This window comes from Clostridium fessum (assembly GCF_027698965.1).
GTDB classification, from domain to species: Bacteria; Bacillota; Clostridia; order Lachnospirales; family Lachnospiraceae; genus Otoolea; species Otoolea fessa.
This window is the reverse complement of sequence record NZ_JAQEQF010000006.1, coordinates 180568-205844: the sequence shown is the minus strand read 5'-3', so window position 1 is coordinate 205844 and position 25277 is coordinate 180568. Positions and strand designations below refer to the sequence as shown.

General features: G+C 50.1%; 7 protein-coding genes. All 7 read right to left on the bottom strand.

What is annotated here, in order from left to right; all coding sequences use genetic code 11:
- Positions 1-129: 129 nt before the first annotated feature.
- Positions 130-13725, bottom strand: a complete 13596-nt coding sequence (locus tag PG862_RS09685) for a SpaA isopeptide-forming pilin-related protein (RefSeq protein WP_270707243.1) — start codon at positions 13723-13725, stop codon at positions 130-132.
- Between the two features lie 60 nt (positions 13726-13785).
- A complete protein-coding gene (locus tag PG862_RS09680; protein WP_270707242.1) occupies positions 13786-14730 on the bottom strand; it encodes a hypothetical protein in 945 nt (314 codons plus the stop codon).
- A gap of 82 nt (positions 14731-14812) precedes the next feature.
- Complete coding sequence (locus tag PG862_RS09675; protein WP_270707240.1) at positions 14813-18715, bottom strand: peptidase A26; 3903 nt, start codon at positions 18713-18715, stop codon at positions 14813-14815.
- A 117-nt stretch (positions 18716-18832) separates the two neighbouring features.
- The gene (locus PG862_RS09670) at positions 18833-20326 is read right to left on the bottom strand and encodes a DUF6273 domain-containing protein (protein WP_270707239.1); all 1494 of its coding nucleotides are present in this window, start codon (positions 20324-20326) and stop codon (positions 18833-18835) included.
- Between the two features lie 570 nt (positions 20327-20896).
- The gene (locus PG862_RS09665; protein ID WP_107000472.1) at positions 20897-22348 is read right to left on the bottom strand and encodes a 4Fe-4S dicluster domain-containing protein; all 1452 of its coding nucleotides are present in this window, start codon (positions 22346-22348) and stop codon (positions 20897-20899) included.
- Between the two features lie 15 nt (positions 22349-22363).
- Positions 22364-23548 (bottom strand): SpoIIE family protein phosphatase, encoded by a 1185-nt coding sequence (locus tag PG862_RS09660; RefSeq protein ID WP_107000473.1) that lies wholly within the window; start codon positions 23546-23548, stop codon positions 22364-22366.
- Positions 23549-25264 carry a [Fe-Fe] hydrogenase large subunit C-terminal domain-containing protein gene (locus PG862_RS09655; RefSeq protein ID WP_118523971.1) on the bottom strand — a complete coding sequence of 572 codons (1716 nt, stop codon included), beginning with the start codon at positions 25262-25264 and terminating at the stop codon, positions 23549-23551. It lies immediately after the preceding gene.
- Between the last annotated feature and the right edge of the window lie 13 nt (positions 25265-25277).

Here is a 25277-nt window from a genome sequence, read left to right as displayed (position 1 = left end):
TCCCACTTTATGTACTCTCGAAATCTTTCTGTGCTTGATTTTGTGAAATGTTTTTTGTTAGCCGCAAAAGCAAGTGCAGAAAAGACTCCGAGAGTACATCTTTCTTCTGTTCATTTTTCTCTTATTTTTTTACTCCTCCTTGCCCTTATCATTCCTCTCCATATTCTTTTTTATATTTTCCTCCTTTCTTAGCCGCTCTACGAGCGCCAGTCCAGCCCCAGCGCTCATACATATCAGTCCAATCACCAGTTTCCACTTCCAAATCAGTGAAATCACTTCATTCAGACGCTCTTTTTCGTCCTCAACCTGATAAGCACCTTCTACTTCCCAGGTGGCTGATTCTCCATATCCCATCTTCGGAAGCGGCTTCATCTGTCTGCCGTCGAGAACAATTTTCCCATCTCCACAGATCGACTCTGGCACATGAACTGTTAAATAGCCCTCTTTCAGATCTTCTATCACTTTCTTTGGATGTTCCGGCTGACCGTGTCCCGGTCGCCCCGGATTCTCCGGCTTCAAGCAGTCATACATCCGCACAACCGTCACCGTTTCGCCCTCTGAAACCGTAAATGAAACTGGTTCGGCTTTTTCGTAGCCCTCCGGCGCTTCCAGCTCTTCCAGAATATAGCGGCAGCCCTCCTTTAAAATGCCCTGTATGCATTTCTCCTTTTCTTCAGAAATCCATTCCAATATTACCTTTCCAGTCTCATCAGAAATCCTCAGGCGGGCACCTTTTACAAATTCGCTATCTCCTTTCTGCTCCCTCCATTTCCGCTTCTCAACCTGCACTTTTGTCGGTCTGTCATACATCTTCACCTGATCGACTCGACCGTCCAGTGATACCGTAAATGTCACTTTTTCTGCTTTCCAGTACCCATCCGGCGCTATTTTTTCTACCAGCACATAGTTTTTTCCAGCGTTTAACTTTCCTTTTATCACATGGGCGCCCCGATCAGATACCCACGAATCAACCAAGGTTCCGCCTTCCTTCTCCTCCCAGAGTTCCATCCGCGCCCCCGGCAGTTCCTTTTCTCCCGTCACACTGTATTTTGTGATTTCCACGTGCGTCGGCTTATCCTGCATGGAAATCCGCTCGACCGTTCCATCCTCGGAAACAGTAAACGGAATCTCTTCCGCATACGCAAATCCATCCGGCGCTCCCGTCTCGCGCATTATATAACTCTTTCCCGGTGTCAACGTTCCAATTATCTCATGAGGATGATCCGCAGAAATCCATGATTCGATTACATTTCCAGACTGATCCAGAATCTCTATCTGAGCACCCGGAAGCTCCGTTCCGCCCAGATCTGTCTTTGAAAAGACCAGCTTTGTCGGGGAATCTATCATTCCAATTCCATCTATCTGTGCATCGTCCCACAGAGAAAAAATCATCTGATTCGACTCCACCTCTTCCGCTTTTCCACCGTCCAGTTCCAGCAGTTCAACCAGGCGGTATCTATTCCCACGTTTGAGCACTTCGCGCACCGACCGATCATTCTGATGAAATTCCCAGAGCGCTGTATTTCCATGCCGGGAGGTCCGTCCCGTGCTTCCTGTACTCTTCCACTCGATCGGCAGTCCATCCGGAGTCTGTGCCGGAACTTGTGCCCGAACCTCATAGTTGGCTCCCCACGGCATTCCTGTCAAAACAACCGATTCGCCACAAGAAAGCGTCAGGCTTCCTCCACTTCGCAGCGTTCCCGATTTAGAACCTGTGTACGAAATCAAGCCTGGAAGCTCTTTTCCCTCCGCATTCTTTAAGTATAACGTATATGTTATATCTACCTGCCTTAACAACGCCGCGGCAGTTCCTGTCACCCGCCCAGCGATAGCAATTGCGCCCGGAGATAGAATTGGATGGAAGGATTCATAGCTTTTGCCCGTTTTTCCCCATATCGTTGCCGTTACCGTCATACCAGAATGATTTTCCTGTCCGTTTTCATTTATATGCTCTCCAACCAGAACAGCCACCCGCAAAATGCCTCCTGATCCGGCTGCCACATTCTCTATATTCCAATACCAGGATTCACCTATTTGTTCCGCTCCGCCCATCGAAGCCGCTGTCATTAGTTCACACCCAGCTGGAATCTCCAGTCCAATCTTCATATTTTCTTTTTTATCTGACTGGTTCCGATATGTAATTTCATATACAATTACACTTCCCGGCAGCACCGCTGCTCCATCTTTTCCAATCGGGGAAACGGCGCGGATGCCACAAGGGTCGCTGTATTCCGGATTTCGTATTTCATGGATATATCCCAGGCCATCTCTGTTTTCCGGGATCCAGCTTTCCACTTCCCCGCCATCTGTCTCTTTTTGATGATATTCTTCCAGACGATACCTCGTTCCTTTTAATGTTCGAAGCGTCAGCGGATAATGTCCGTTCTCATCCCAATTCAGACGGAATGTATTTTTTCCTATCGTCCGGCGGCTGCCGTCACTGAACTCAATGATCTCCCGCAGTTCGAAACGATGTCCTTCCGCCACCCCCTCTTTTTCACATTTTTCTCGTTCCAGATAAGGCGCAGAAGCTTTCATCAGTGAAGAAAGTACAAATTCTTCCCCACTGTCCAAATCCCACAGTGTTCTCACCAGACGAAGTGCTTTTCTTCCCTGCACCCGCAGAGACGTTATGCTGTCAAATAAACCGTCTGCTGTCTCTGTCTCCAGCGCATTTGCACCATCTCTGGCTGCATTAATCCCCCTGCCTGTATCTGACACCGTGAAAATCATCGGTTTCTGCACAGTGTATCCATCCGGCGCTTCCAGTTCTTTCAGAAGATACGTGTGCCCGGCAATCAGCTTTCCTTCTATCACGTGTGTTTTCCCATCGCAGATCCAGGTTTCCAATGCCTCACCCGCTTCAGTGTACACACCATCCAAAAATCCGGCTTCATACACTGCCAGCTTTGCTCCTGATACAAAGAGACCCGTATCGAAATCCAGCTTGGAAATTTTGATTTTCGTTGTTTCATTCGGCACCGTCAGATCATACGTTAGCACCTCGCATTCCTTCTGATCTTCTATCAGCACCTCGTACACGCGCGGAATAAGTTGATATCCATCCGGCGGCATCGTCTCACGGACTTCGTAATGGTACGGAATCCAGCCTCCATTCTCCCCTATCGTTCCGATTGGCAGAAACGGACTTTCCGCCTGACCGCTCTCGTCTGTCTCCATCTGAACCCTTTCTCCCGTCTCTCTGTTTTTCACTTCAAACACCGCACCTGCCAGTTTTTCCTCTGGCTTTCTCTCATCCACCTTTTCAACCCGAACTTGCCCCTGTTTCAGCGTATTAACCGCTTCGATTGTCTCCTCCGAAGCAGCAGCCACAATAAATTTCCTAGGTTCCATGGGCCGATAACCTGCCGGTGCCGAAAATTCCACCAAATAATAAGCTCCATAGGCAATCGGAGAAATCCGATGCGGCTTCCAGTCCCCTGCCTTCCAGCCTGCCGGAATCTCCTGTTTTTCTGCTTCTTCCTCTGTAAACTTTCCATCCGATCCAGAAATCCAACGTTCCACTAAATATTCTTTTTCCTGCACCAGACTTCCATCCTGTGCCGCCCGGAAAACAGCAAGCTCTGCGCCTGCCAGATAAATTGCCTCTTCGGATATCTCCCCTGATCTTCCCAGCTTGGAAATATAGACAGACTTTGCCCTGTTTTCCAGCCCGTAAAGCTGAATTTCAGCAGTTTCTTCGACAATTACCGGCTTCGGTGCTGCTTTCTGATAGCCGCTTGGTGTTTTCGTCTCCACAAGAACGTAATAGCCTTTCTTTCTGTTCGAAGCCAAATCATTTTTCGTCGGATTCAGCGGTAAATAATCAATTCGGTGAATCCCATCGGAGGTATCATAACTGACCAGAGTTCCCTCCGCCTGGTAATTCCATCGGAAATCATAGCTGTAGCCTGCTTTTCCATCTAGCTGCAAATTTTTCGTCACCTGAACAAGCACCTGTGAACCATTTCCCAGATTCCAGAGCTGACGCACTGATTCGCCCTGTTCTGTCGCCGTTTCTTCCTGTTTTTCAGCGGTATATCCACACCATGTAACCGTGTTAAACCTTGTATGATATTCTGCATACAGCTTCTGATAGCGGGCTGCAAAGCTGTCGCTTCCTTGGCTGTAGGCTTTCGCATCTTCGGTCTTCCAGCTCGTCACCCGTTTTTCCCGGTCATAGCGCGGTGTTCCATCCGCTTCCATGACAATTCCATTTTCATCTGTCACTGCCTCGTACAGGGTCAGCTCCGCCGCATATGCATTCGGCAGACATTCTTTTTTTCCATCCTTCTCCTCATATTTGAAAAAGGCAGTTTTTATATGATCTTCCTGCATCGTGATGAGCTGCAGCTTAGAAGTTTCCCGGATTTCCACCTCCATTTGATTTGTCAGATATCCCGGAGGCGTCTCTATCTCCCCGAGAATATAATCGCCTGCCGGAATCCCCTCCCATGCCATTGGCGTCTTTCCGACGGTCCATTTGGCAGTCACTGTCTTTTTCTGGTTTCTCTCATCTAGTACCGTCCAGTTCGCCGGAAGTTCCCCTTTCTTTTCCAGATAATACCCGGACGGATGTGCTTCCAAATCATCACTCGCAATTCTTTTTGCTGGATAGAGCGCTAACACGGCTCCTTCCACACTTGAAAACGTATAACCTCCTTTTCCTTCCTCCCAGGTCTTAGAATCCGATTCGTTCAAAATGCGATCATAGTCCCGGACTGGCTGCTGATATTGTTCTGGCGCGTCGATCTTTTCAATCTGCACCGTGATCGGGCGGTTAGTAAGGCGCAGCTCCTGTACTTCACAGGTTTCCTCTACCGTAAGACCTGCCGGCATCCGTTTCGCATAGCCGGATGGAGCACGCGTCTCCTCTAAAATATACGTTCCCACCGGGACGCGTTTTAAAACGTCCACCTGCCCATCTCTGATCCGTGTATGGAACGGATCGTTTGGCATTTCATCCCCGGTTATCCAGCTGTTTTCCATCAGATACGCCTCACCCTGACGATGGTACAGTGGTCGGTCATCTTCCCGTTTTTCCGGATCATTTCCAATATCATAGAGCGCTGCTTTCAACTGCAGATCCCATGCATTGGCATTGTAAGCTCTGAGAAGATCGCTGTATCGGTAACGCACATAATCTCCATCCCGATCATAAACGGGATATCCTTTGATATAGGTCTGATCGGAACGCTGGTAATAAATCGGCAGCCCATTTTCATTCAAAACCGGATTGACATGGGGCTGCAGCAGACCTCCGTCATATGTCCCGATCGTGTATTCCTGTTCCGTATCAGCATACATCGTTGCCACGCGGCCAGTCTTTATCTTATCCCTGGCAATCACATTTTCATAGCGATCTTTCGATACCCGGACCACCCACACCAATGTTTTGCCGGTTTTCTCCTCCGTCACATATGCCATTCCCGTGTACGGTTCTACCTCGCTGTCCCGGCTTCCGTCTGATGCCAGATGATAGAATTTTGTCCCGGACGGAACATATTCAAACCGCCTTTCTTTCCGACTGTACGCCAGTTTTTCATAGCTGGGGCTTACAATTTCCAGAAATGGAACACCGTCTTTCATCGCATAGATCGGTTCGCCGTCTTTTGGACGCACCAGTTCGCCCTTTTCGTTATAGGCATACCGCACGCCCCGGAGTGTCGTAAATACCTCCAGAGCCCCGAGATCGTAATATAAAATGTCTGTATCTTCGCGTTCAACCCGCTTGAGAATCCATCTGCCTTTTCCCTGGTCGTTGAACCGGTCATCCTGCGTATATCGTGTATAATTGTTATTTTCTCCTTCGCTATCTTCCCCCTCTTGATCTTTATCCCTCACATACAGAAGCCGGTTTCCCGCATAACCTTTCTGCACATACATCCGGATCACATTTCCAAACGAATCGCGCACCACATTGACACCGGCATACGCCCGATCCTCACTGTCCCCGTTCTTCTTTACCTCGATCGCATCATACAGGCACATCGATGCACCTGGAAGATAGCGGTTGAGTGCGTGCGCCGTATCTGGAACCCGATGCCAGATCGCCTTTCCAGTAAAAACCTGATCCTCATAAATCAGGTCAATCCACTCCCCGGCTTCCTGTTTTGCCCTCAGACTATCCAGCCAGCCCTTTGACCACCCATATCCAAGGAACGTTCCCGACGCATTGTACGCCAGTTCCAGATTTTCAAGACCATAACGGTTCGAAAGCTCGGTCAAAGTTCCCTCTCGCCGATCGCTCAACTCAAACAAAATCTCCTTTTCCTCCTGTTTTACTTTCGCGATTTCCAGCCGGATCGGCGTATTTCCTACATAAATCCGCGCCACATCCCCCCGGTCCTGCGGCTTATTGCCATTCGGCTTCGTTCCATCCGGATTCTGGACTGCTTCTCCGTTGCTGCTTATCCGGGTTACCATTTCTCTATACACGGCAGCTGCCACCCGCTGACCGCGCTCTCCGTCCCGATAATACGTCACTTCATCCGAATACACTTCCACCGCTATCGGTTTCGTTCTCACGTATCCTTCCGGTACAGATAATTCACACAACACATAGGCTCCTGCTCCCAGCGGCTGCGGCGTGATCAGATATCCTGTATTCTGGTTGGACGGCAGAGTTTCCCCCGAACCACCAAAATCCTGCAGCGTCGAATAAACCCGGAATGTGCCCGTCCGCGTCCCAAAGGCATCCTGCATCACCACCTGATCGGTTTCACTGCAAATCGGAGTTCCTGCCGGGATTATGCCTGTATATTTTCCTGTATAAGGTGCTTTCCAGGGGTATTTTGACGGAATTAGCGTTTTCAAATCAACCGGCGCGATTTTCTTTGCCCCCATTGCCTCCAAAAATTCCCGGCTGGCTGTCACCTGTGTATCTTTTTCATAAAACTGCACCTCCCCCTCGCTGTACTTCGACGTGTCCCGGCTGGCGGCATAAATAGCGAACACCGCATCATCATGCAGAATATTCTCTCCCGTCTCCGAATCTAGTTTTTCAATCCGAAGCTTTGCAGCATAAAACGTATTCCGGTATTTTCCATCCGCGTAGCCGGTAAATCCCAACGCATCATAGGCAGACTCCGCCGCCGGTTCTGTCACACTGTAAGGCACCAATCCCTGAAAATACCGCCCGTCAAACCCGGTCAGCGCCCCGGTGATTGTCCTGACATGATCTTTCAGATAAAATCCCGCCGGATTGTTATCATCCGTCTTCTCTCCATACGGATATTCCACTGAATCTGCCCACCCTGCCTGCTCTGAGACCGAACCATAGCGGTAATAGCTTTCTACCTTCTCGTTGCTCCGGTACCGGCTGTTTGCATTTTCAGACCGATAAATGTCCTTGTACGGCGCCATTTCCCTCTGAGCGGGCGAAAATCCGCTGTAGTCATAGCTTCCGCCTGGATAGGAGATCGTTCCCTGCCGTTTATCCGCATCCAGACCATACTTATAAATCTCATAATTTCCATCCTGTCCATGTGCGCGGATCACATATTTCCTCAAATCCGCCTGATTTGTATCTCCCCACTCTTCATTCATCCGGATCTGATAGTTCGCCGCCAGCGTTTCCGGCAATGCCGAGGCGTCATATTGATAATCCGCTGACTTTTTTTCCGGAGATACGAGGTTTCCACCTGCCTCATAAACCGACGGGACTTCTATTTCTTTCGGCTGGTCGATCCGATAATGCTGGTTTTTGAAATCTTCCAGTGCTCCAGAATACGGCTGCTGCTCGACTGCCACATAGGTTCCGTAAGGAAGGTATTTCGAAACGCCGTAATAATAACTTTCCTCGGATTTTTTTAAGTTTTCCGCTGACAACGTTGTTTTGTCCCGATCGGAACCTCCATTTTCCGCGCTGTCCCACTCAATCGCGTATAAATCGTCCAAATCATAGGAGAAAAACGGCTTCAAATATTCCTCTGCTTTTAAAATTGCCTGATATAATGCTTCATCATAGATATAATCCGGATAGCTTTCCTGTTCTCCCGATGCTTGAATGTTCTGCTTCTTTACCTCATTCTTCAAATACCAGTCAATCGCAAACTGACGGACAGCATCCGACCGTTTTGCATTTTCTATGGCTGCTTCTGACGTACGGCTCTGATTCTGTATCGCCGCATTGTTATGATGCACCGGATCTTTTGTTTCTCCGCCGCTGCTTCCAAAAATACCCGTACGGATCCACGCAAACGGCTTAAAGGATGTATCTGCTGCATCTGCCCGCTGCCATTTATCCCGGTTCGCCACCGCCATCGCATCGAAAAATTTCTCATACTGATAGCCTGGAACTTCCCGTACCGCTCCCGCTCCATCTTCCTTGATCCGCATGACTGTCTCAAGAAGTCTTGTATACCCCTGATTGACCTCTTTCGAATCCGCGATCTGCCCGTCTTTTCCATATTCGTACAGACGATCATTTGCCGTCACTGCGCTGTCCCAGACATTGTTATTGACGGAACCAGCCGTCTGGGAATCTTTTTTATGAGTTACCTGCGTGAAAATTTTCTGAACCGGAGCAAAGGATTCTATAAGCAGCGGAAAATTCTTTTTTACCTCCGGCAACGAGACAACTTCTCCATCCCGATTCATCCACACGATTTCGCCATCCGTATTCCGGTACAGACGTTCCAGATTGGATTTCAAATAGAGCTTAAAACGGAAATTTGGCAGTGCCGAAGCGACATTTTCCTTCCCTCCCTCTTTTTCCGTAAACAGATCGGTATGTCCACTTTCCGCATAAGTGTTATGTGCATAGGTGTTCTCCGGTGTCGTCGCTATATCTTTGATGATTTTTATCTTTTGGCGGATCACACGCTCCAGTACACCCAGCGGTTCTTTTCTTGTCCCGGCATCCTGATAGGTGGTCTCCTGCCCAGGGTATGCCAGTGCCACCGGGACCACATAAGAATCATCCCCTATCAAGCCGGAACGTCCAGAATCGATATATGCCTTTGCCCGCGCCTGTTTTACCCACGTGTAATAGCTGGAACTGTTCATCTGGTGGCCGGCAAAGAAACCATTTCCCAGCATTGCGGCTTCTTCCTCGTTCAGTGTAACCTTCTTCTCTTTCAATACCGCCTTAAATCCCAGCTCTTCCAGCACACCTGCATTTGTTTTTTTTACACCAAAACTATCGGTAAAATTCGCGTTGATCTGCAGTATGTATTTTCCGTCTGCATTCCGGTCTGCTGCCTGATGAACCCATTTTGTCTCCGTCACCTCCCGCTGCTGTGTTTCTGTCTTTTCCTGGTAAATAAATACCCGGATCGGCTGCCCATCCGCATCGTACGGAATTTCCCCGGTTTTGTAATAGACATTTACCTCATTTTCCTTCGGAACAATCGTACCATCTCCCTCAATCACAGCATCGGTCTGCAAAAGTGCCGACGCCATCACCTGATTTCCAGCAGTTGTTTCCCTGTAATCGGTATACGTTCCAAATGCGTCCCGCTCGCGATTATTTGAATATGGTATATACACATAACGCGGACACATTTCCATATTCTCCGGCAGCCACTCTGCCCGGTGAAAAATCAAGCTGTCTTTCTCCGGATCACTTCCCAGTACCATAAAATTTTCCGGTATTCCTAAAATTCCTGCATATACCGTAAATTCAAACGAATCCGAATACTCATGCACCGCGTCCAGACCGCCATAGCTGATATATGGATGGGTCTGATAAAAATCCAGAATGGAAGTGATCGCGTCTCCCACTGTCATTGAGATTCCATCTTTTGTTTTCGGCACCGCAATCGTCTGAACCGGAGAACCATACACTGTTTTTTCTGCCTTTTCTCCCGGCGTCACACCGCTGACGCCGTACACGTCCCGCTCTCCTTCCCGGACGCCCCGGTCAAATACGCCGGTATAGATACTGGAATATGCATTTTCTCCTGCTCCCGGTGTCCTCGGCGTTGTTTTCGTATGTCTGCGGAGTACCCGCTCAGCTTTCCCTTTCAGATAACAAAAGTCATCCACATCAAATGTCTTTGCCAGCTTGTCCGCATTTTCTTCCTCTGTCATTCCCGTTTCTGCCTGCAAAAGAACTGCTTCCACTGTCTCCGGCACAAGTTCCTGCACCCGGACCTGGCGCATCCACCCCGCCGCATACTCAATCGGAACCTTTTTATTCATCGGCGTGCCATCCGCATTGTACTTTGGATACTGATAGTCGTTCTCTGCCACTGCCAGTTCCCCGGTATAAACTTTTTCATACTCACCTGTCCCAGCTTCCACCGAAACCGTTCCTCTTCCCTCGTCTTTTCGATAAAAGCTCACGCCCTCCGGCAGCCCTGACACCACAATCTCATAAACTCCCTCTTTCGTGTCCTTTGACTCTGCCGAAAAGAAAATTTCATTCGTATCAGCTCCGCCATCGCCTGCCTGCTCTTCCCCATACATCTGCATGGAAATATGGGCATATCCTTCTCCCGGTTCCAGGACCGCCGCCTCCAGATCCTGTCCTAGGTTTGTAACTGCGTGAAGTTTATTTCCAACCGAAAGTTCAAAGCCCTCGGATCGGCTTAATTCCTTGACATAATATTCCCCCATCAGAAGTGGGCGTCCAATCCAGGCATTCCCATTCTTTGACGTATTGTTATAATAAATCCGCTCCCAGGCTTTATCTGCCGTATAATCATCGATCGCCGCATCTTGTGTATACAGATTTCCCGGCGCTTTCTTTCGCCATCCATCTGCTGCATCCGCAATCGACCCTTTCGAATAATCATAGGTTCGCCCCGGCGCCTCTGTACATGCCAGAAACGAGGCATCCCCATTTTTGTCTGTCGTCGCCACCGCCACCAGATGATTGGCCCGGTAAACTACCCCTGTTTTCCCGTCCGGATGCAGCAGATCTTCTGCTGCAAACAAGCCATACACTGCACCTTCCAGCGTTGCATCCCCCTGTGAGTCCCCAAGCGCATTGTAAGACTCATTTTCGCCCTTTTTCAGATCCAGATCCTTTTTATTGATATGTACCTCGCCCTCTGTCCGGTGATCGTAGATCATCCAGGCATCTTTCTCGCCGTCTGCCCCATTGCAATGGCTGAAATTGCCAGCACTTCCCGGCTCTATCGCTGAACCCACACTCGCGGAAACAAGCGCCGCTTCATAGGCAGGGAAAAATAGTGACTCTGCTGCCGCCCCCGCCAGTGTTTCCATTCTTTGTGACAACTGCGGATTTTGATACAACGAAGAAGGTGAATGCCAGCTTGTATAAAAACCTGCCTCGGTTGTCAATAAATCTGAGCCGGTTGCTATATATCGCCGAATACTTTCACGTTCCGCTTTTTCTGCTTCTTCTAAATCATCATCCGCTTCATCAATAAACACAAAACCTTTCTGGACGCGATTTACCAGATGGTCCGAAATAGATACTTTCAGCTCCGAGGCAGTTGCTTCCTTCTTCTCCTGTGTCAATTTTCTGCCTTTTTCATTTATGTCCTGTTCGTTTTCACTTGTCTTACTCCTATTTCTCCCCGCTTTGCTTCCTGTATCTTGCGGTTTTTCTCCTATCTCCGCCTCCGACGGTGTCGCTTTCCCCAGAAGGGCTGCATCCAATGCCGTAAACAGAACCACCCTCTGCGGCAAAACACGCATTTTTAACGGCCCTGGAAATACAGGACTCTCCCCCAGAAAAGCCGCTAAATTTTCCCGGATCGTCCAGCCCGACGCACTTCGACGATCCCAGCCATTTTTTCCAGAAATTCCTGTCTTCCCCGCACTTTCTCCATTCTGATTTTCGGAAGCCACTCCGATGCCCTGACTCTTTCTCACACTCTTCGTTCCCAGCACCACATCACGCGAATATCCGCCTCCAAAGGCTGCATTTGCCCCATGCTCAGATGCATCGGTTGTGATAATCTCAATTGGCAGGTCATCTGCATGTTCATCATGCAGAATATATCCATCCCGCGCTTTAAATTCTTTCCAGGTATAACTGTACTTCATGGAAATGAACTTCTCATACGTCTGCCCACAGTCCTCCTGGCAGCCAGACTTTGCATACGAAGTTTCCCCGTCTGCCCCTGTCATCGGTCCCGCATCGGGTGTTTCTCCCTCGGAGCCGCCGTCTGACGCGATACCTTCTATCTCCCCTGCATCGACCTCCTCCATTATCCAGTGGAAATGGACGCCCTCAAAGTCTCCGCCCGCCTTTCTTTCACATTCCTCTTCGCACAAAAGCCAGCTATTTGCCAGGCGGATATTTTCTGCCTGCGCCGCCTCAATCTCATCCTCATTGATGACTTCTCCCTCTTCATCCTCCTCTTCCTCTGGAACAGGTACAAAGACCGGTGCCGGATGACCGTCACAGAACGTCTTATCATAGTGATAACCGTGTTCCACCGTCTGGGAGGCGTAGCCATCGCCATCTGTTACCGCCGAACCCACTTGTCTGAAACCATCCCAGAGAACCGGCTCATCCTGATAATGACTGGCATATGGTTCTCCGCCCTCATACAATTCGGCAGCTCCGTCCCGCTCAGTATTTACCCTGTTCTTATCGTCAAAGCGCTCAAAGAAGCCAAACCGCGCCCCTTCCAGCGCTTTCCCTGTCTCATGATCGTATTTATACATCTGTAGATTATAGGTGGAAGTAAAATCCTCTTCATGCCTAAATACCTCAAACTGAATGCCTCCCTGCTCCGGTACCGGGGTTGGATCGCCCGCCAATGCAGCAAAATAATTGACCGGAACCATTCCGAGCTCCATCCATGCCATCCGCTGATGAATCCACGGATCACTTTTGGCAGGCGTTCCGCCTCCGTGTGTCCCCGAACAGGTCACACACTCCCAGATTTGAAGCGACTGGTCAATCGCCTCCTCCGCCGAAGCATATCCCCCGCCGCCCGAAGCGTATGGGGTTCCTTCCACCCGGAAACGAATCAGGGCTTTCGACGGTTTTGGATTTGGATTTTTAAATACAATCTGCGAGTCGGTTTTTGTATACGTCCATCCATCGGTCGGAACCGGACTGAATGAAACACCGTCATTGTTTGAAAATTCAAGCGGTACAGAACGGATAAAATCCCAATCCGAGCCATCCGGCGCAAACGACAGCGTCAGAGTCGCCGCATCTACCTGTTTTGCCGTTCCCAGCGAGGTGCTGGAAGCTATCACATTTGGAATCTTTCCGCCGCCGACACCGGTATTTTCCTTTCCGCTGCCTCCGCCAGACAGCATTCCTCCCATTTGCATGTACGCCTCACTATTTGACGCAGCTGCCTCCAGCCACGGATATTTTGCCCGCACAGCTGGAACATAGAGGATTGTTTTCAGATCTTCCTCGGACACCATCTTGATAATTTCCGGTTTTCCCTGTGCTTTTGCTGCCACATTGATCGCCCGGATAAATGTATTTGCCTTTTCATCCCCCAGCGCGGCTTTGAGCGAGAGCATCGCCCAAAATACATATTTCTGTTCCTGACTGCTCAGCGGAACGGATGCCTGGGAGGGACGGTGTGCTTCATAGAGATCCCCTTTTTCTGCAATTCCCCAGATCGCATAACCGCCCTTATCGATACAATAAAGCTTGTGTCCCAGCAGCGTATCGCCATGGGCTGTCGTCAGTGTTGTCTGCTGACCACTCGCAGGTGCCGCTTTCGCCGGAAAAACCGGGAATCCTGGCAAAAAAGCCATTCCTCCCAATATAATTGCCAGTACAAACGCCATCCCCCGTTTCACATTCTCTCTGTACCGATACTCCCCCATAAACTTCCTCCTCGTTTTTACTGCCCCGCGCCCCTTAACACCGGCAGTCCCTCGTTTTCTTTATTTTTCAGTTCCCCAAACTGATTTCAGCAGCGAGATAATCCCCGTTTCATACTCCTGTCTTGATATTTCCTGTCGTCCCCACTGTTCTTCTATCTGCCCCATCGGTGCCTGTATTTTCTCCCAGGCAGACTCGGAAATCGTCCCTTCTCCCCGCATACTCAAGGTCAGCGCCAGCACATTGGCAAGACTGTCTGGATCCGCTTCATAGTCCTTTCTTCTCTGCTCCCGCTCCTTATTCTCATAGCGGTAAAACTCCGTCTCAAAGTCAACCGGATATGTTTTCGCATTTGAAAATAGCGGCAGGCTGGAGGTCGGATCCGTCGCATACCACTGCGTGCCGATCCGCACCAGGCACGCATCATGGAGATACTCCGGCGTGTAGGTCACACACTCCAGCCCTACGATCTGGCATAGGAACTGAAATTCTTCCGCGAAATCCCGGCAGACGCCAACGCCTCCTTCCAAAACCGGGAAATCCTTTGCCTCTTCCGGCGAACCGTAATGATTCTGGTTAAAACCTCCCTCTCCGTTTGCAATCCGGTTATGCACATACAGAAGACGCGTTTTTTCATCCAAATGAATCCAGTCAAAACTATTGACAAATTTCTGCAGTTCTTCGACCGAAGCCCAGCTATAATTTGCTTTCGGTTCTCCCTTCGTATTCCACCCTGGATTTGCTTCCCCCGGATAACGGACTGCCTCTTTCAGGTAATATTCTGGATCGCTGATCTCTGGGTGCTGCTCTGAAAAAATACTTCCATTTCCATAAAAACTCATCTCTCCATTCTGCCACTCCCATCTCAGACTCTCTGTGTCCTTCCATTCACCGACATGCGTCCCCTGATTGCCCGCATAAGCGCTGAAACCTCCGGCTGCGATCATGGCTGCTGCCAGTACGGCTGTACATCCCGATTTATTGGTTGTTTTCTTATCCTGTTTCATTTTTTTACCCCCATTTTTTATTCTTTCCGTGTCATTCCACTTCATTTTCCTGTTTGCCTCTGTTTTCTTCTCTCCTCCTCTCTCAGCTTCTCGTCTGTACTATTCCGTCCAGCACCCAGGAACCATCCGCATTGACTAAATTCCCATCGGGGGTGTGCGTATTTCGATACAAACGTCCCCTCATTCCATCAGAGTTTTCCTGAAAATAGTAACAATGAAACACTCCATCGCTTCCCGGCAGCCAGTTCCAGCCAGTCAGCATACGCCCCTGTGTTCCATCCATTTCCTTCCAGAGATAATATGTGTTTCCATCCACATCCGTATACCAGCCGTTCACCATCCTGCCATCTGCATCAAATCGGAACCAGTCAAACGTACTCTGCCCCTTTGCCGGATCGGCATATGGATTGTAGACAGCCGCCCATTCAGAAGCATAGCTTCTACCGCCCGCTTCAAACTGCCAACTTCCATCTGCATTCTTCCGCCAGTTTCCAGCTACTACATATTCCGGTATGGCTGCCGCATCCGCATTCTGCCCGGGGCCTGCCTGTCCTTCTGTCAGATTTCCAATACCCGCTCCTGTCAAATCACTGAACCCCGATGCCGGTCCGGTTGCATTCGCTGCACTGCTTCCTGCCGCTTCCCCCTTTCCAGAAGAAGAGCCTCCACCCAAGCCGCCGCCCGAATGAGAACCTCCGCCCGAATGGGAACCTCCGCTGTATGTCTGATCGACCGCCTCATACTGAATTGTGACTGCCGCCCGATCCGTGAAGCCACCACCCTCGGTTTTCACGGTCACATATGCCGTATGGCTGCCTGATTTTAAGTATTGATGGTCAAGCTCCTGTATCCAGGAAGCCGTCGTATTGACCGTCACGGTTCCATCCGATGATACATACAGCGAATCATCACTTGCCTGATATGTCACTTTCTGGTTAAACGCCTGCGCCGGAAATACCGACGCTGCCAGCTTTTTCGCACCGGTTCCCGTCCATGCCTCCACCGGACGATAACCTACCCCCGTCCGGGTGCGTTTGACCTCATATTGCAGCGTTTTCGGTATAAGTCTGGCGCTTTCCACATAAATCTTTGACTCATCCACCGTCCGAAAATCCACCTGAACCTCACACGATGCCGTCTGCCGGTTTCCAAGCATGTCATCGCCAATCACCGTTACCTTCGTCGTGCGGCTGCCGGAAGCTGTCTGTATTTCATACGGTGTATTTACATGTCTGCCCTGATCTGCCGCGATCAGATCCCGGATCCATTTTGCATCCTTTTTCGCCCGAACACTGGCAGACTTGTCCTCGCCATCCACCGAAATCAGTGCTGCATCACCGACAGTCCACGATATATCTTTCCGGTCAAAATAATCGGGTGTAAAAGACGCACTCAAGACCTGCGGTGCCGTAACCCGGATCATTTCATCTGGATGTTTCCGATTTCCGTTTAATGTCCGCACCACCTCGAATTTCAACTGATCCTGATTTAGTGCCGCACCTTCATTGGCTACATAGGTCTGATCCTTGATCTGGAACGTAACCTCAATCCGCGCATTTCCCCGGCACGGCTTCCCATCAAAGCTCGCCGCCGGTTTCGTCTCTGCCGTCAGCACCGCCACGCCGCCGTTCTGATGCCCCGCTCCGTATATGTCGCTTCCGATCGCATACTGGTATCCGCGGTCTGCCTGCTCTTTTTCCAGTTTCCGGACTATATCAGTGATAAACGAACTATTTAAATTTACCTGGACTGACGCGCTCTTTTTCGTATAACCACTTTCCTCATCGTCATTTGGAAGTAACGTAATCAAATCTGAATCATCGATACTCCAGCGCACCGATGCATCCGCCACATCATTATTCCGATCCACAATCGCCTGCACCGTCACCGGCTGCACCTGTGTTCCCGCCTGCAGATTTCCATGGATGTACGTCGCAATTAATTTTCCATTTCCATCCATCACGCGTGTGACTTTCGTCGGATGTTTCCGGTTTCCGGTCCGCTCCTGCACCACCTGGAATTTCGTCACGCCCGGCGTCAGACCGACCGAAACTGCCACCTTTTTATAAACCGCCGACACCTGCGTATTTTCCTCCGGCATCGTAAAACAATACTCGCCTCCATTTACATAAGTAGTATCTTTCCGGCTCTTCCCACGCGTGTACGTCGGAACTCCCTCCATCTGAAAGCGTGCTTTTTCCGCCTGCTTTGCCGAGGTGCTGACCGTCACCGTCTTTCCCGGTGCCACCGCACCGCGGTGTTCTTTATCGAGTGTCCGGTAATACGCGCCATTTCCCCGTGCTTCCAGCACTGCCACATCGTAATAATTCGTTCCATTGGAGACGGTATCGACCTGCGGAATCGTAATCAGATAACCACGGACCGGGCGTCCCGCATCATTTGGTGCAAAATGGTCAAGATCATACCCCACCGACTCCGCATCCATCTCCCCGCCCAGCTCTTCATCCACAATCGAGAGAATCCCCTGTTCCAGTTCTTCATAAAAATATCGCTCGTCCACATCCCGCGTGACACCGCCGGATACCAGCGTGAAGAAATTGTCCTTCGCGTGGGAATATCCGATGTGCGCCGCGTATGTATACTGGTTATCATCTGAAATGCCGCTTCCACAAACATTGTTTGCGATTTTCGCCTCCGTATCCGCAAACAGGTACGCGATGTCATCCCCATATTTAAAATAATTAGCTGGTGCGCGATATCCGATGAAGGTTCCTCTGTGTCCGGCAGCCCCGGTTCCCGACTGACCGATCGTTCCCTCAAACCGCCCCACTTTCAAGTCTCCACTGATTCGTTCTCCAACGAGTCCTCCGACATTCTGGCTGCCAGAACCGCCGATCGTGCCATTTACATAGGTATTGTAGAGAGCCGCCCCATTCTGAAGCCCCACGATTCCGCCGACAGTCGCATCCGTTCCCTGAATCCGCGAGGTACTGTTATCCCCGGTGCGGACCTGGCAGTCAATGATACGAGAATCATCCGCCGCTTCCCCGGCGATTCCGCCCGCAAGCGCCTGCGCTCCGGCTGCACGTCCCGTCGTTCGGACCGTTACCTGTGCCGTTCCATTTTCCACCGTGCTGCCTTCCATGTGCCCGATCATTCCACCGACCGCTCCGGTTCCTTCCACATCGCCTTTTACCTGACAATTAAAAATCTTGGAATTCTTCGCATTTCCTGCCAAAATTCCCACCTGACGCACTCCTTTGACCGGCTTTCCTGGTTCCAGCATCAGATTTCGGATCTCCGCCCCATCCAGCGCACCAAAGAATCCAACATTCGGCGAACTGCCTCCTGCAAACCGGAAATTTGAAATCTTATAACCGTTTCCATCCAGATTTGCCGTAAACGGGTGCGTCACCTCCCCTGAAAATTCTGAATCATCCCGGTAATAACCGATCGGATTCCAGTCCATTCCTCCCAGATCGATGTTCGCCGTCAGCTCAAACCATGCGCCCCGGTAATCCCCCACGATCTCTTCTTCCACCTCGCCGTAATCCGGCTGCATGCCAAACGCCGCCAGGAAGCTAAGTCCCATCAGCTGATGTTTCGTGCGTATCTGATACGGTTTTTGTTTCGTTCCAAGTCCATGTGTTCCATCCAGAAAGCTCAAATCCACCACATCCCAGTTTTCCCAGAGATTTCCGAGGCTGGCGCTGACGCTAACGCGCGGCATGATTAATTGTGAAGGAGTTGCCTCTATGACTTTGGAAGAACGTAATTCAGAGGGAGTTGCCCTCACATCCGCATTCATAAGCTCACTGGACGATGCAGCCCATTTCTGCCATTCTTTCCGCCTTTTTATGGCATCGTCTGTATCATCCAACTTTTCCTTCCTTTCCGAAATAATCCCCAAATCCCAATCCTCAAACACAAACCCGCTCGCCGCAAACGCCGGCAGCGTCACCGACAAAAGCATCGTCGTCATCACCGCAAATGGAATCACTTTTTTCATCTTCTTTTTCCCCATACACGTTCCCCTCTTTCCCCAAACATTAGATTGATTTTCCCTTATCCAATCTTTTCTCCTAATCAAACTGCCAAACAGCTTCACTCCCGCTTTCCCAAGCTCAACAAGTATTCTTTTTTACATCTGTGACAGTGCAAATGCCGGACGTACTCCATATGTCTCACTGTCCGTCCTCACCGGACGCAGACAGCCATTTACCAGATCAACGCCATAAATCTGCTGATTATAAATGAATTTCCCGTTTTCATCCTGCAAATAAAAAGGCGTCCGCAGATAATATCCCTGTGAATAGGCACTGACCTGACTTTGTGAGTTATCATCCCCGGAATCAAACCGCCATAGATATTCCCGGTACGCAAGTGCCTCTTCCAGTGACAGGCAGAAAAGCTGGTCGTTCATAAGCTGAAAACCAATATCATGACGCGCCAGTTCCCGCCCGGAAGTCTGCGAAAATGCACCAGCCGCCGTGCTTCCCATGTACGCGGTCTGGATTCCCGTATGGATCGGTTCCAGGCAGAAGCTGCTATTCTGACTGTTTTTCTGCAGCCATGCGCGCACCTGCGAAGTCTTATAATTATTGTCTTTGCCAAACGAGAAAATCTTCATCTTTTTTCCCGGCTCCGTGTCCACATCCGCCCGGATCACGCGGTCACAGAGAAACAACGCTGCTTTCCGATGCCCATCCTGCCAGTCATGGTAATCGTCGTCGATACAGGTAAATGACAAAATCTCTCCGCCCACCTTGCGCAGCTGGACATCGCCCTCCTTCCAGATCACTTTTTCGGGCATTTCACTTTCGCTCCAATCCACACTTCCACAGCGGTCACAGATTTGATCCCCGTTTTCATCCAGGTGCCCCAGCGCCGGAAGGTGCTCTATCTTTTCTTTCTGACATCGTCCGCAGACATACACTGCCCGCCCATTCTTTAAGCAATCATTTTCCTCCCACTCCCATTGGCTCCACTGATGCGTACAAGTACGGTCATCCCAGTTTCTCCGCACCCGGATGCGCGTGATGATATATTCCTTTCCATCCACCGAAAAGGAATCCTCTTCCACCTCAGAATAAACTGCGTCGTATTCCACCCCGATTGTTTTTGCCGATGGTGTAAAATCCTGACCAATCAGATAAAATTCATGCCACGCTGCATCCCCGATCGCAAATACCAGATTCCGGATCCTGGCATCATTTTCCGACTGATTTTGAACGGTCAGACCGGAACCGCTGCCCGATACCGCCGCATCCTCGCGCCCAAATATGGCGCACTCTGCCTCCCATGCACTCTGTTTCCATCGTTCCAGGCGTTTCCGAAGCGCCAGCATGGCGGCATCCTCCTCTGCTCCCATTTCTGGAGCCTTGCCGCCTCTTTCATATTTGATATAAATTTTTTCAGTTCCTGTTCCATACAATTCAAATATTTGCGGTGACTGTACCGCTGATTTCCAGATATGCCCGTCGCTCCCTATGATTTGCTCTGGGAAAGATACGTTCAGGGAAGTTCCTTCCAAAACTTTTCCCGTCTGCGTATGAAATATAAGATGATTTGCATTCTCAGCATCTATAAATGAGACGCTGTAGCCGACTACGACAGCTGTTTCTGCCTGTTTCACTGCATTTTCAGCTGCCCACGCCATTCTACCGGATGAAAATATCAATATCAGTGATATTCCCAAAATGGTCCCATTCCGGCAGCGACACCCTTTATGAGCCCCCATGTTTATTTTTAACAACTCAAACCTCCCCCCTCAAACCTTTTTCACATCCTCACTCTGAGTTAAACAACGGTTCTTTCCGTCTATAAAAAGCTTTCATTTTGCATTGCATATATCATATAATATATTGCACATTTTTTATAACGATACAGTTATCCGATTCTCCCAAATTTTCCTAAATCATCGAATTCTGTGCGAAACGCACCTCACAAATTACCAGAATAAAAAGATAAATTAGAACGAAACCACCTGCGACCGCAGTTCATTTCGATAAGATATATTAAGTCTAACACATCTATTCTCTAAATGCAAGAACTCTTTTGGAATTTTCACAACGAAAAACGCCCGCCCCAGAAAATAAAATTCATATCCGAAATTTCATTTTCCAGAGCAGGCACTTTCCCACTAACTCATATATAAATTCCTATTTATTTTATCTCAGCCACATTCTCCCAAGGGTATCCCACATCAATGCCGATGCATCGAGAACGACGACATATCATACGCCTTCAGGTTCTCATGTACTTCTCTTGCATCTGCCTCGGCGATGAGTTTGTCTCTCGACTTCTTCGCCTCCAGCTCGGCTTTGTGCTTGCTCGGTCCGCCGACACAGCCGCCGACGCACGCCATACCCTCGATGAAGTCCTCCGGCAGACGTCCCACTTTCAGAAGAAGAAGGGCTTTCTTACACTCAGCCGCACCGTTGCAGCGCGCTACCTTGATATCGGTATTCTCACCAGACTCCTTCAGACATTCTAATACCGCCGCTGTTACGCCGCCGCCGTTGCCGAAGCGTTTTCCAAATACACTGGCTTCCTGCATACTGTTCTCTTCCGGCTCCAGATTTACATCTTTCGCCCGCATCATCGCACGGATCTCTCCGTAAGTCATCGCATAGTCCGCATTGCCCTGGATATTCAGATCCAGCGTCTCGCTCTTCTTCGCGATACACGGTCCGATAAAGACAGTGACAACCTCCGGATCCTGCGCCTTCAGCATACGGGAGACCGCACACATCGGGGAAACCGTCGTGGACATATTGTCAAGCAGCTGTGGGAAATGCTGTTTGATCATGTTGACAAATGCCGGACAGCAGGAGGTCGTCATCTTCTTGCCCTCTTTGTAAGCTTCCGCCCACTCTTCTGCCTCGGCTGCCGCGGTCATATCGCCGCCCAGACCAACCTCGATCATATCTGCAAATCCAATCTTCTTTAAAGCTGTTTTCCAGCTTGCAAACGTGATGTCCGGTCCAAACTGGCCTTCGGTCGCCGGTGCCAGCATCGCTACGACCTTTTTGCCTGCGTTGATCAGGCGGATCACATCGACCATGAAGGTCTTGGAACCGATCGCACCGAACGGGCAGGAATGGATGCAGGCGCCACACTGGATACATTTTTTCTCATCGATCACACATACACCATACTCATCGTAGGTAATCGCATCCACTGGGCAGACCTTCTTACACGGGCGCTCCAGATGGGCAATCGCATTGTATGGGCATGCCTGGGAACACTTTCCGCACTCGCGGCATTTATCCGGGTCGATGTGCGCCTTGGTATTTCCCATGCTGATCGCTCCAAACGGACAGGAGTTCTGGCAGGCTTTACCCATACATTTACGGCAGTTATCGGTGACTGTGTAGGACGCAATCGGGCACTCCTCACAGGCTGCATTGATAACCTGTACGACGTTGTTTGTATTGCGGTCAGACGGACATTTACCTTCTGCCAGACGGATTCTCTGGCGGACAATCTCTCTCTCCTTGTATACACAGCAGCGGTACTGTGCCTGCGGACCAGGGCTGATTTTGTACGGAATATCGTCTCTTCCGTCCTCTAACTGATCATTCCAGGCAAGCTTTGCTACCTCATAAAGTATCTCATGTTTGATGCGCAGAATTGTCGCGTCATTCGTTACCATGTTTTATCCTCCTTATTAATAATACGTTACCGTAACTTTCTTTCCCATACCTTCGACTGCTTCTTTTAGCTGTTTGACCAGGTTCTGGCGGATTCCCAGATCAAACGCCAGCCCTGGATTCTGGTAGGCGCTGTTCGCCGCCGTTCCCACAAACATATGTAATTCCGTGCAGTCTTCTATCAAAATCTTCGCGATCATGGACGCACCATTTTTCTTGTCCAACTCGCTGAAAAACTCAGAACTTAAATCGCATTCGATCAGATAGCGTTTCAGAAGTTCGATCGCTTTCCGCAGCGTCAGGACTCCCTCCGTCACCAGATCGATGCCTTCCATAAAAGCGATCGGCGGAATATCCGGGTCGCTGTAATCCATTGATACCCGCAGCGGTCGTCCCAGCTCCCGCGACAGGATCGTCGCGCTGGTTCCGCCCGATACAATGTGCTTTGCCGACTCATCTTTCATAAAATCCGCCGTGATCGTCTCATCGTCGTTGCGGTCGAGCGGCGGTCCCGTCATCAGGTTGACCGGTTTCCGGTCAATGATCCGAGCTACCACAACCGTCGTATCATCGCCCGGTTTTCCCTCGTAAATCTGGCTGCATTCCGCACAGAGTGCCGCCGCCATACGTGCCGACGAAAGAGAGGTCAGGCATTGTTCCGAAACAAACTCTGCCACCGACTCCCACGGCCAGCCAAATTTATATTTGCCGCTCTTTCCGACTCCCGCGTGCGTCACGCCGTCGCTGACAAGTACCAGCGCATCACCCTTCTGAACCTGGAACCGGCACTCGCTGATCTCCTTGTCCTTGACGAGACGCTTGTATTTCTGCAGCTCCACCACATGACCACAGCGCAAAAAAATGCATCGCGGGTTATCATATTCAACTAAATATACCTCGCCGTTGTTGAAAATCTGGAGAATCGAGAACGTCGCATACGCCACCTGTCTCGTCTGACAGATCGGAAGCGTCTGCACAATCGTCTCCACACATTCCTCCAGCGTGGCTCCATTTAAAAACATCGTACCCAGAATCTTTGCCGTAAGCGTCGAAAGAATATTCGCCTTGACGCCGCTTCCCATGCCATCCGCCAGAATGATAACGTCCGAATCTTCCGTTTTCAGGCACTCTACCGTATCGCCGCACAGGATCTCTGAATACTTATTCAGACTTTTAAACGTGACATCTACGGTTACTCCCATTTATCGGACCTCACTTTCGCTCTCATCGTCAATCAGGGAACAAAGCTTCATCAGGGTTGTCTTCGTCTCCGCCGTCGTCTCACCCAGGAGTCCGGCAATATTCTGTGCAACCATCATCTGTTTGTAAATGACATTCTGTGCCAGATCAATGGTCGCCTTTTTCTTGGCATATTCCTGTTTTGCCTGTTTTTCCTCGCGCGTCACATCAATGATCGTGGCAATGACAAAATTGCCGTCATCGATATACGCAATGTTTTGAAGCGTCACAAGATTCCGATCCGGATAGATCACCTTCCGGCTGTGGACGCTTGTGTGCGTCCGGAATACCTCGCGGACATCCTCGGCGTTGATAAAGTCCTCCAGCGGTTTTCCCTTGATCGCCTCCGGTTTGACGCCGAAATACATTTCTGCTGCCACAGAGCACTCCCGGATCCGCATATCATCGTCGATGATCATGATCAGGTTCGGGGACGTATCCATCACCAGATGAGACAGCGACTGAGCCCGGTCATGCAGGTACGGAATACACATATCGACCTCCGCCTTTTTCTGGAAAACGGCGATCGCCTTCTCCCGGCAGGTCGGATAACCGCACGCACCGCAGTTTAATTCCTGCTCTGGTGTCGTCTTGCCCGTCTTTTTCAAGATCTCCCGGATCTCTTCCTCGGTCGGAATCGGCTCCTTCTGGGAACGATCCGCAAACGTCCGGTGAACCTCCACCTGGCGCGCCGCCTCATGCATCAGGGATAGATCTGCCGGTTCCTTCGGAAGCATCGCTTCCAGATCCAGCTTAACTTTAAAACTCGACACTGAGGTCGCCGTGGATGGTCCATTGACACAGCCTCCATGACAGGCATTCATCTCGATGAAACAGCCAGCCACCTCGCCGGTTTTCATCGCCTCACAGACATCCAGGCAGTCCTTCACGCCGCTGACGTAGAACTTGCGATATTTGTCCGGTTTCTTCTGGGTCGCCGTCACCGCCGTGAGCAGTCCGCCGCTGACCGGATAACGCAGGTTCGCGCCCGGTTCACGATCCTCGAACGGTTCTTCCTCACATGCTTCGATCTCGATCTGTTCCTCTGACAGCCACTGTTTTAAATCCTCAAATGTGAGGACTGCATCCGGCTTCACAACCCTGTTTTTCTCTTTTTCCGCGATACACGGTCCGATCACGACTACCTTCGCCGCCTCGCCAAACTCCGCATACAGCATGCGCGTATGGATCCCCGACGGAATCAGCACCGGTGCCAGATATTTGATGAGTTCCGGATAATGAATCTCAATCAGGTTCACGATACTCGGACAGGCAGTTGTGATGATATTTTTCATCTCGCCCTGCTCTAATAAACGGACATACTCTTCCGTCGCCAGCGCGGCGCCCTCCGCCGCATCACAAACATTCGTAAATCCCAGCTTTTTTAATGCTGACTTGACCTGCCCCCGCTTTTTATACGGCAGAACCCCCATATAGGAAGACGACAGCGATGCAATGACCGGTGCGCCGCTCTCAATCAGCTTTTTGACCTTGGAAAGTTCGCTCGGAACACGTTTTGCCGACTGTGGGCAGTTCAAAAGGCACTGCCCACAGAGAATACAGCGATTTGGCATGATATATGCATGACCATCCCGGATCATGATTGATTTCACTTCGCAGCCCCGCACACATTTATAACAATGCTTACACATCGTCGCCTTAAAATCAATAATCGGCATAGACTCTCCCTCT

Bases quoted from the DNA above. Each gene is read 5' to 3' on its own strand.
- PG862_RS09665 (WP_107000472.1), bottom strand. From the start codon at position 22,348: ATGGTAACGAATGACGCGACAATTCTGCGCATCAAACATGAGATACTT.
- PG862_RS09680 (WP_270707242.1), bottom strand. From the start codon at position 14,730: ATGAAACAGGATAAGAAAACAACCAATAAATCGGGATGTACAGCCGTA.
- PG862_RS09675 (WP_270707240.1), bottom strand. From the start codon at position 18,715: ATGGGGAAAAAGAAGATGAAAAAAGTGATTCCATTTGCGGTGATGACG.
- PG862_RS09655 (WP_118523971.1), bottom strand. From the start codon at position 25,264: ATGCCGATTATTGATTTTAAGGCGACGATGTGTAAGCATTGTTATAAA.
- PG862_RS09685 (WP_270707243.1), bottom strand. From the start codon at position 13,725: ATGGGGGAGTATCGGTACAGAGAGAATGTGAAACGGGGGATGGCGTTT.
- PG862_RS09660 (WP_107000473.1), bottom strand. From the start codon at position 23,548: ATGGGAGTAACCGTAGATGTCACGTTTAAAAGTCTGAATAAGTATTCA.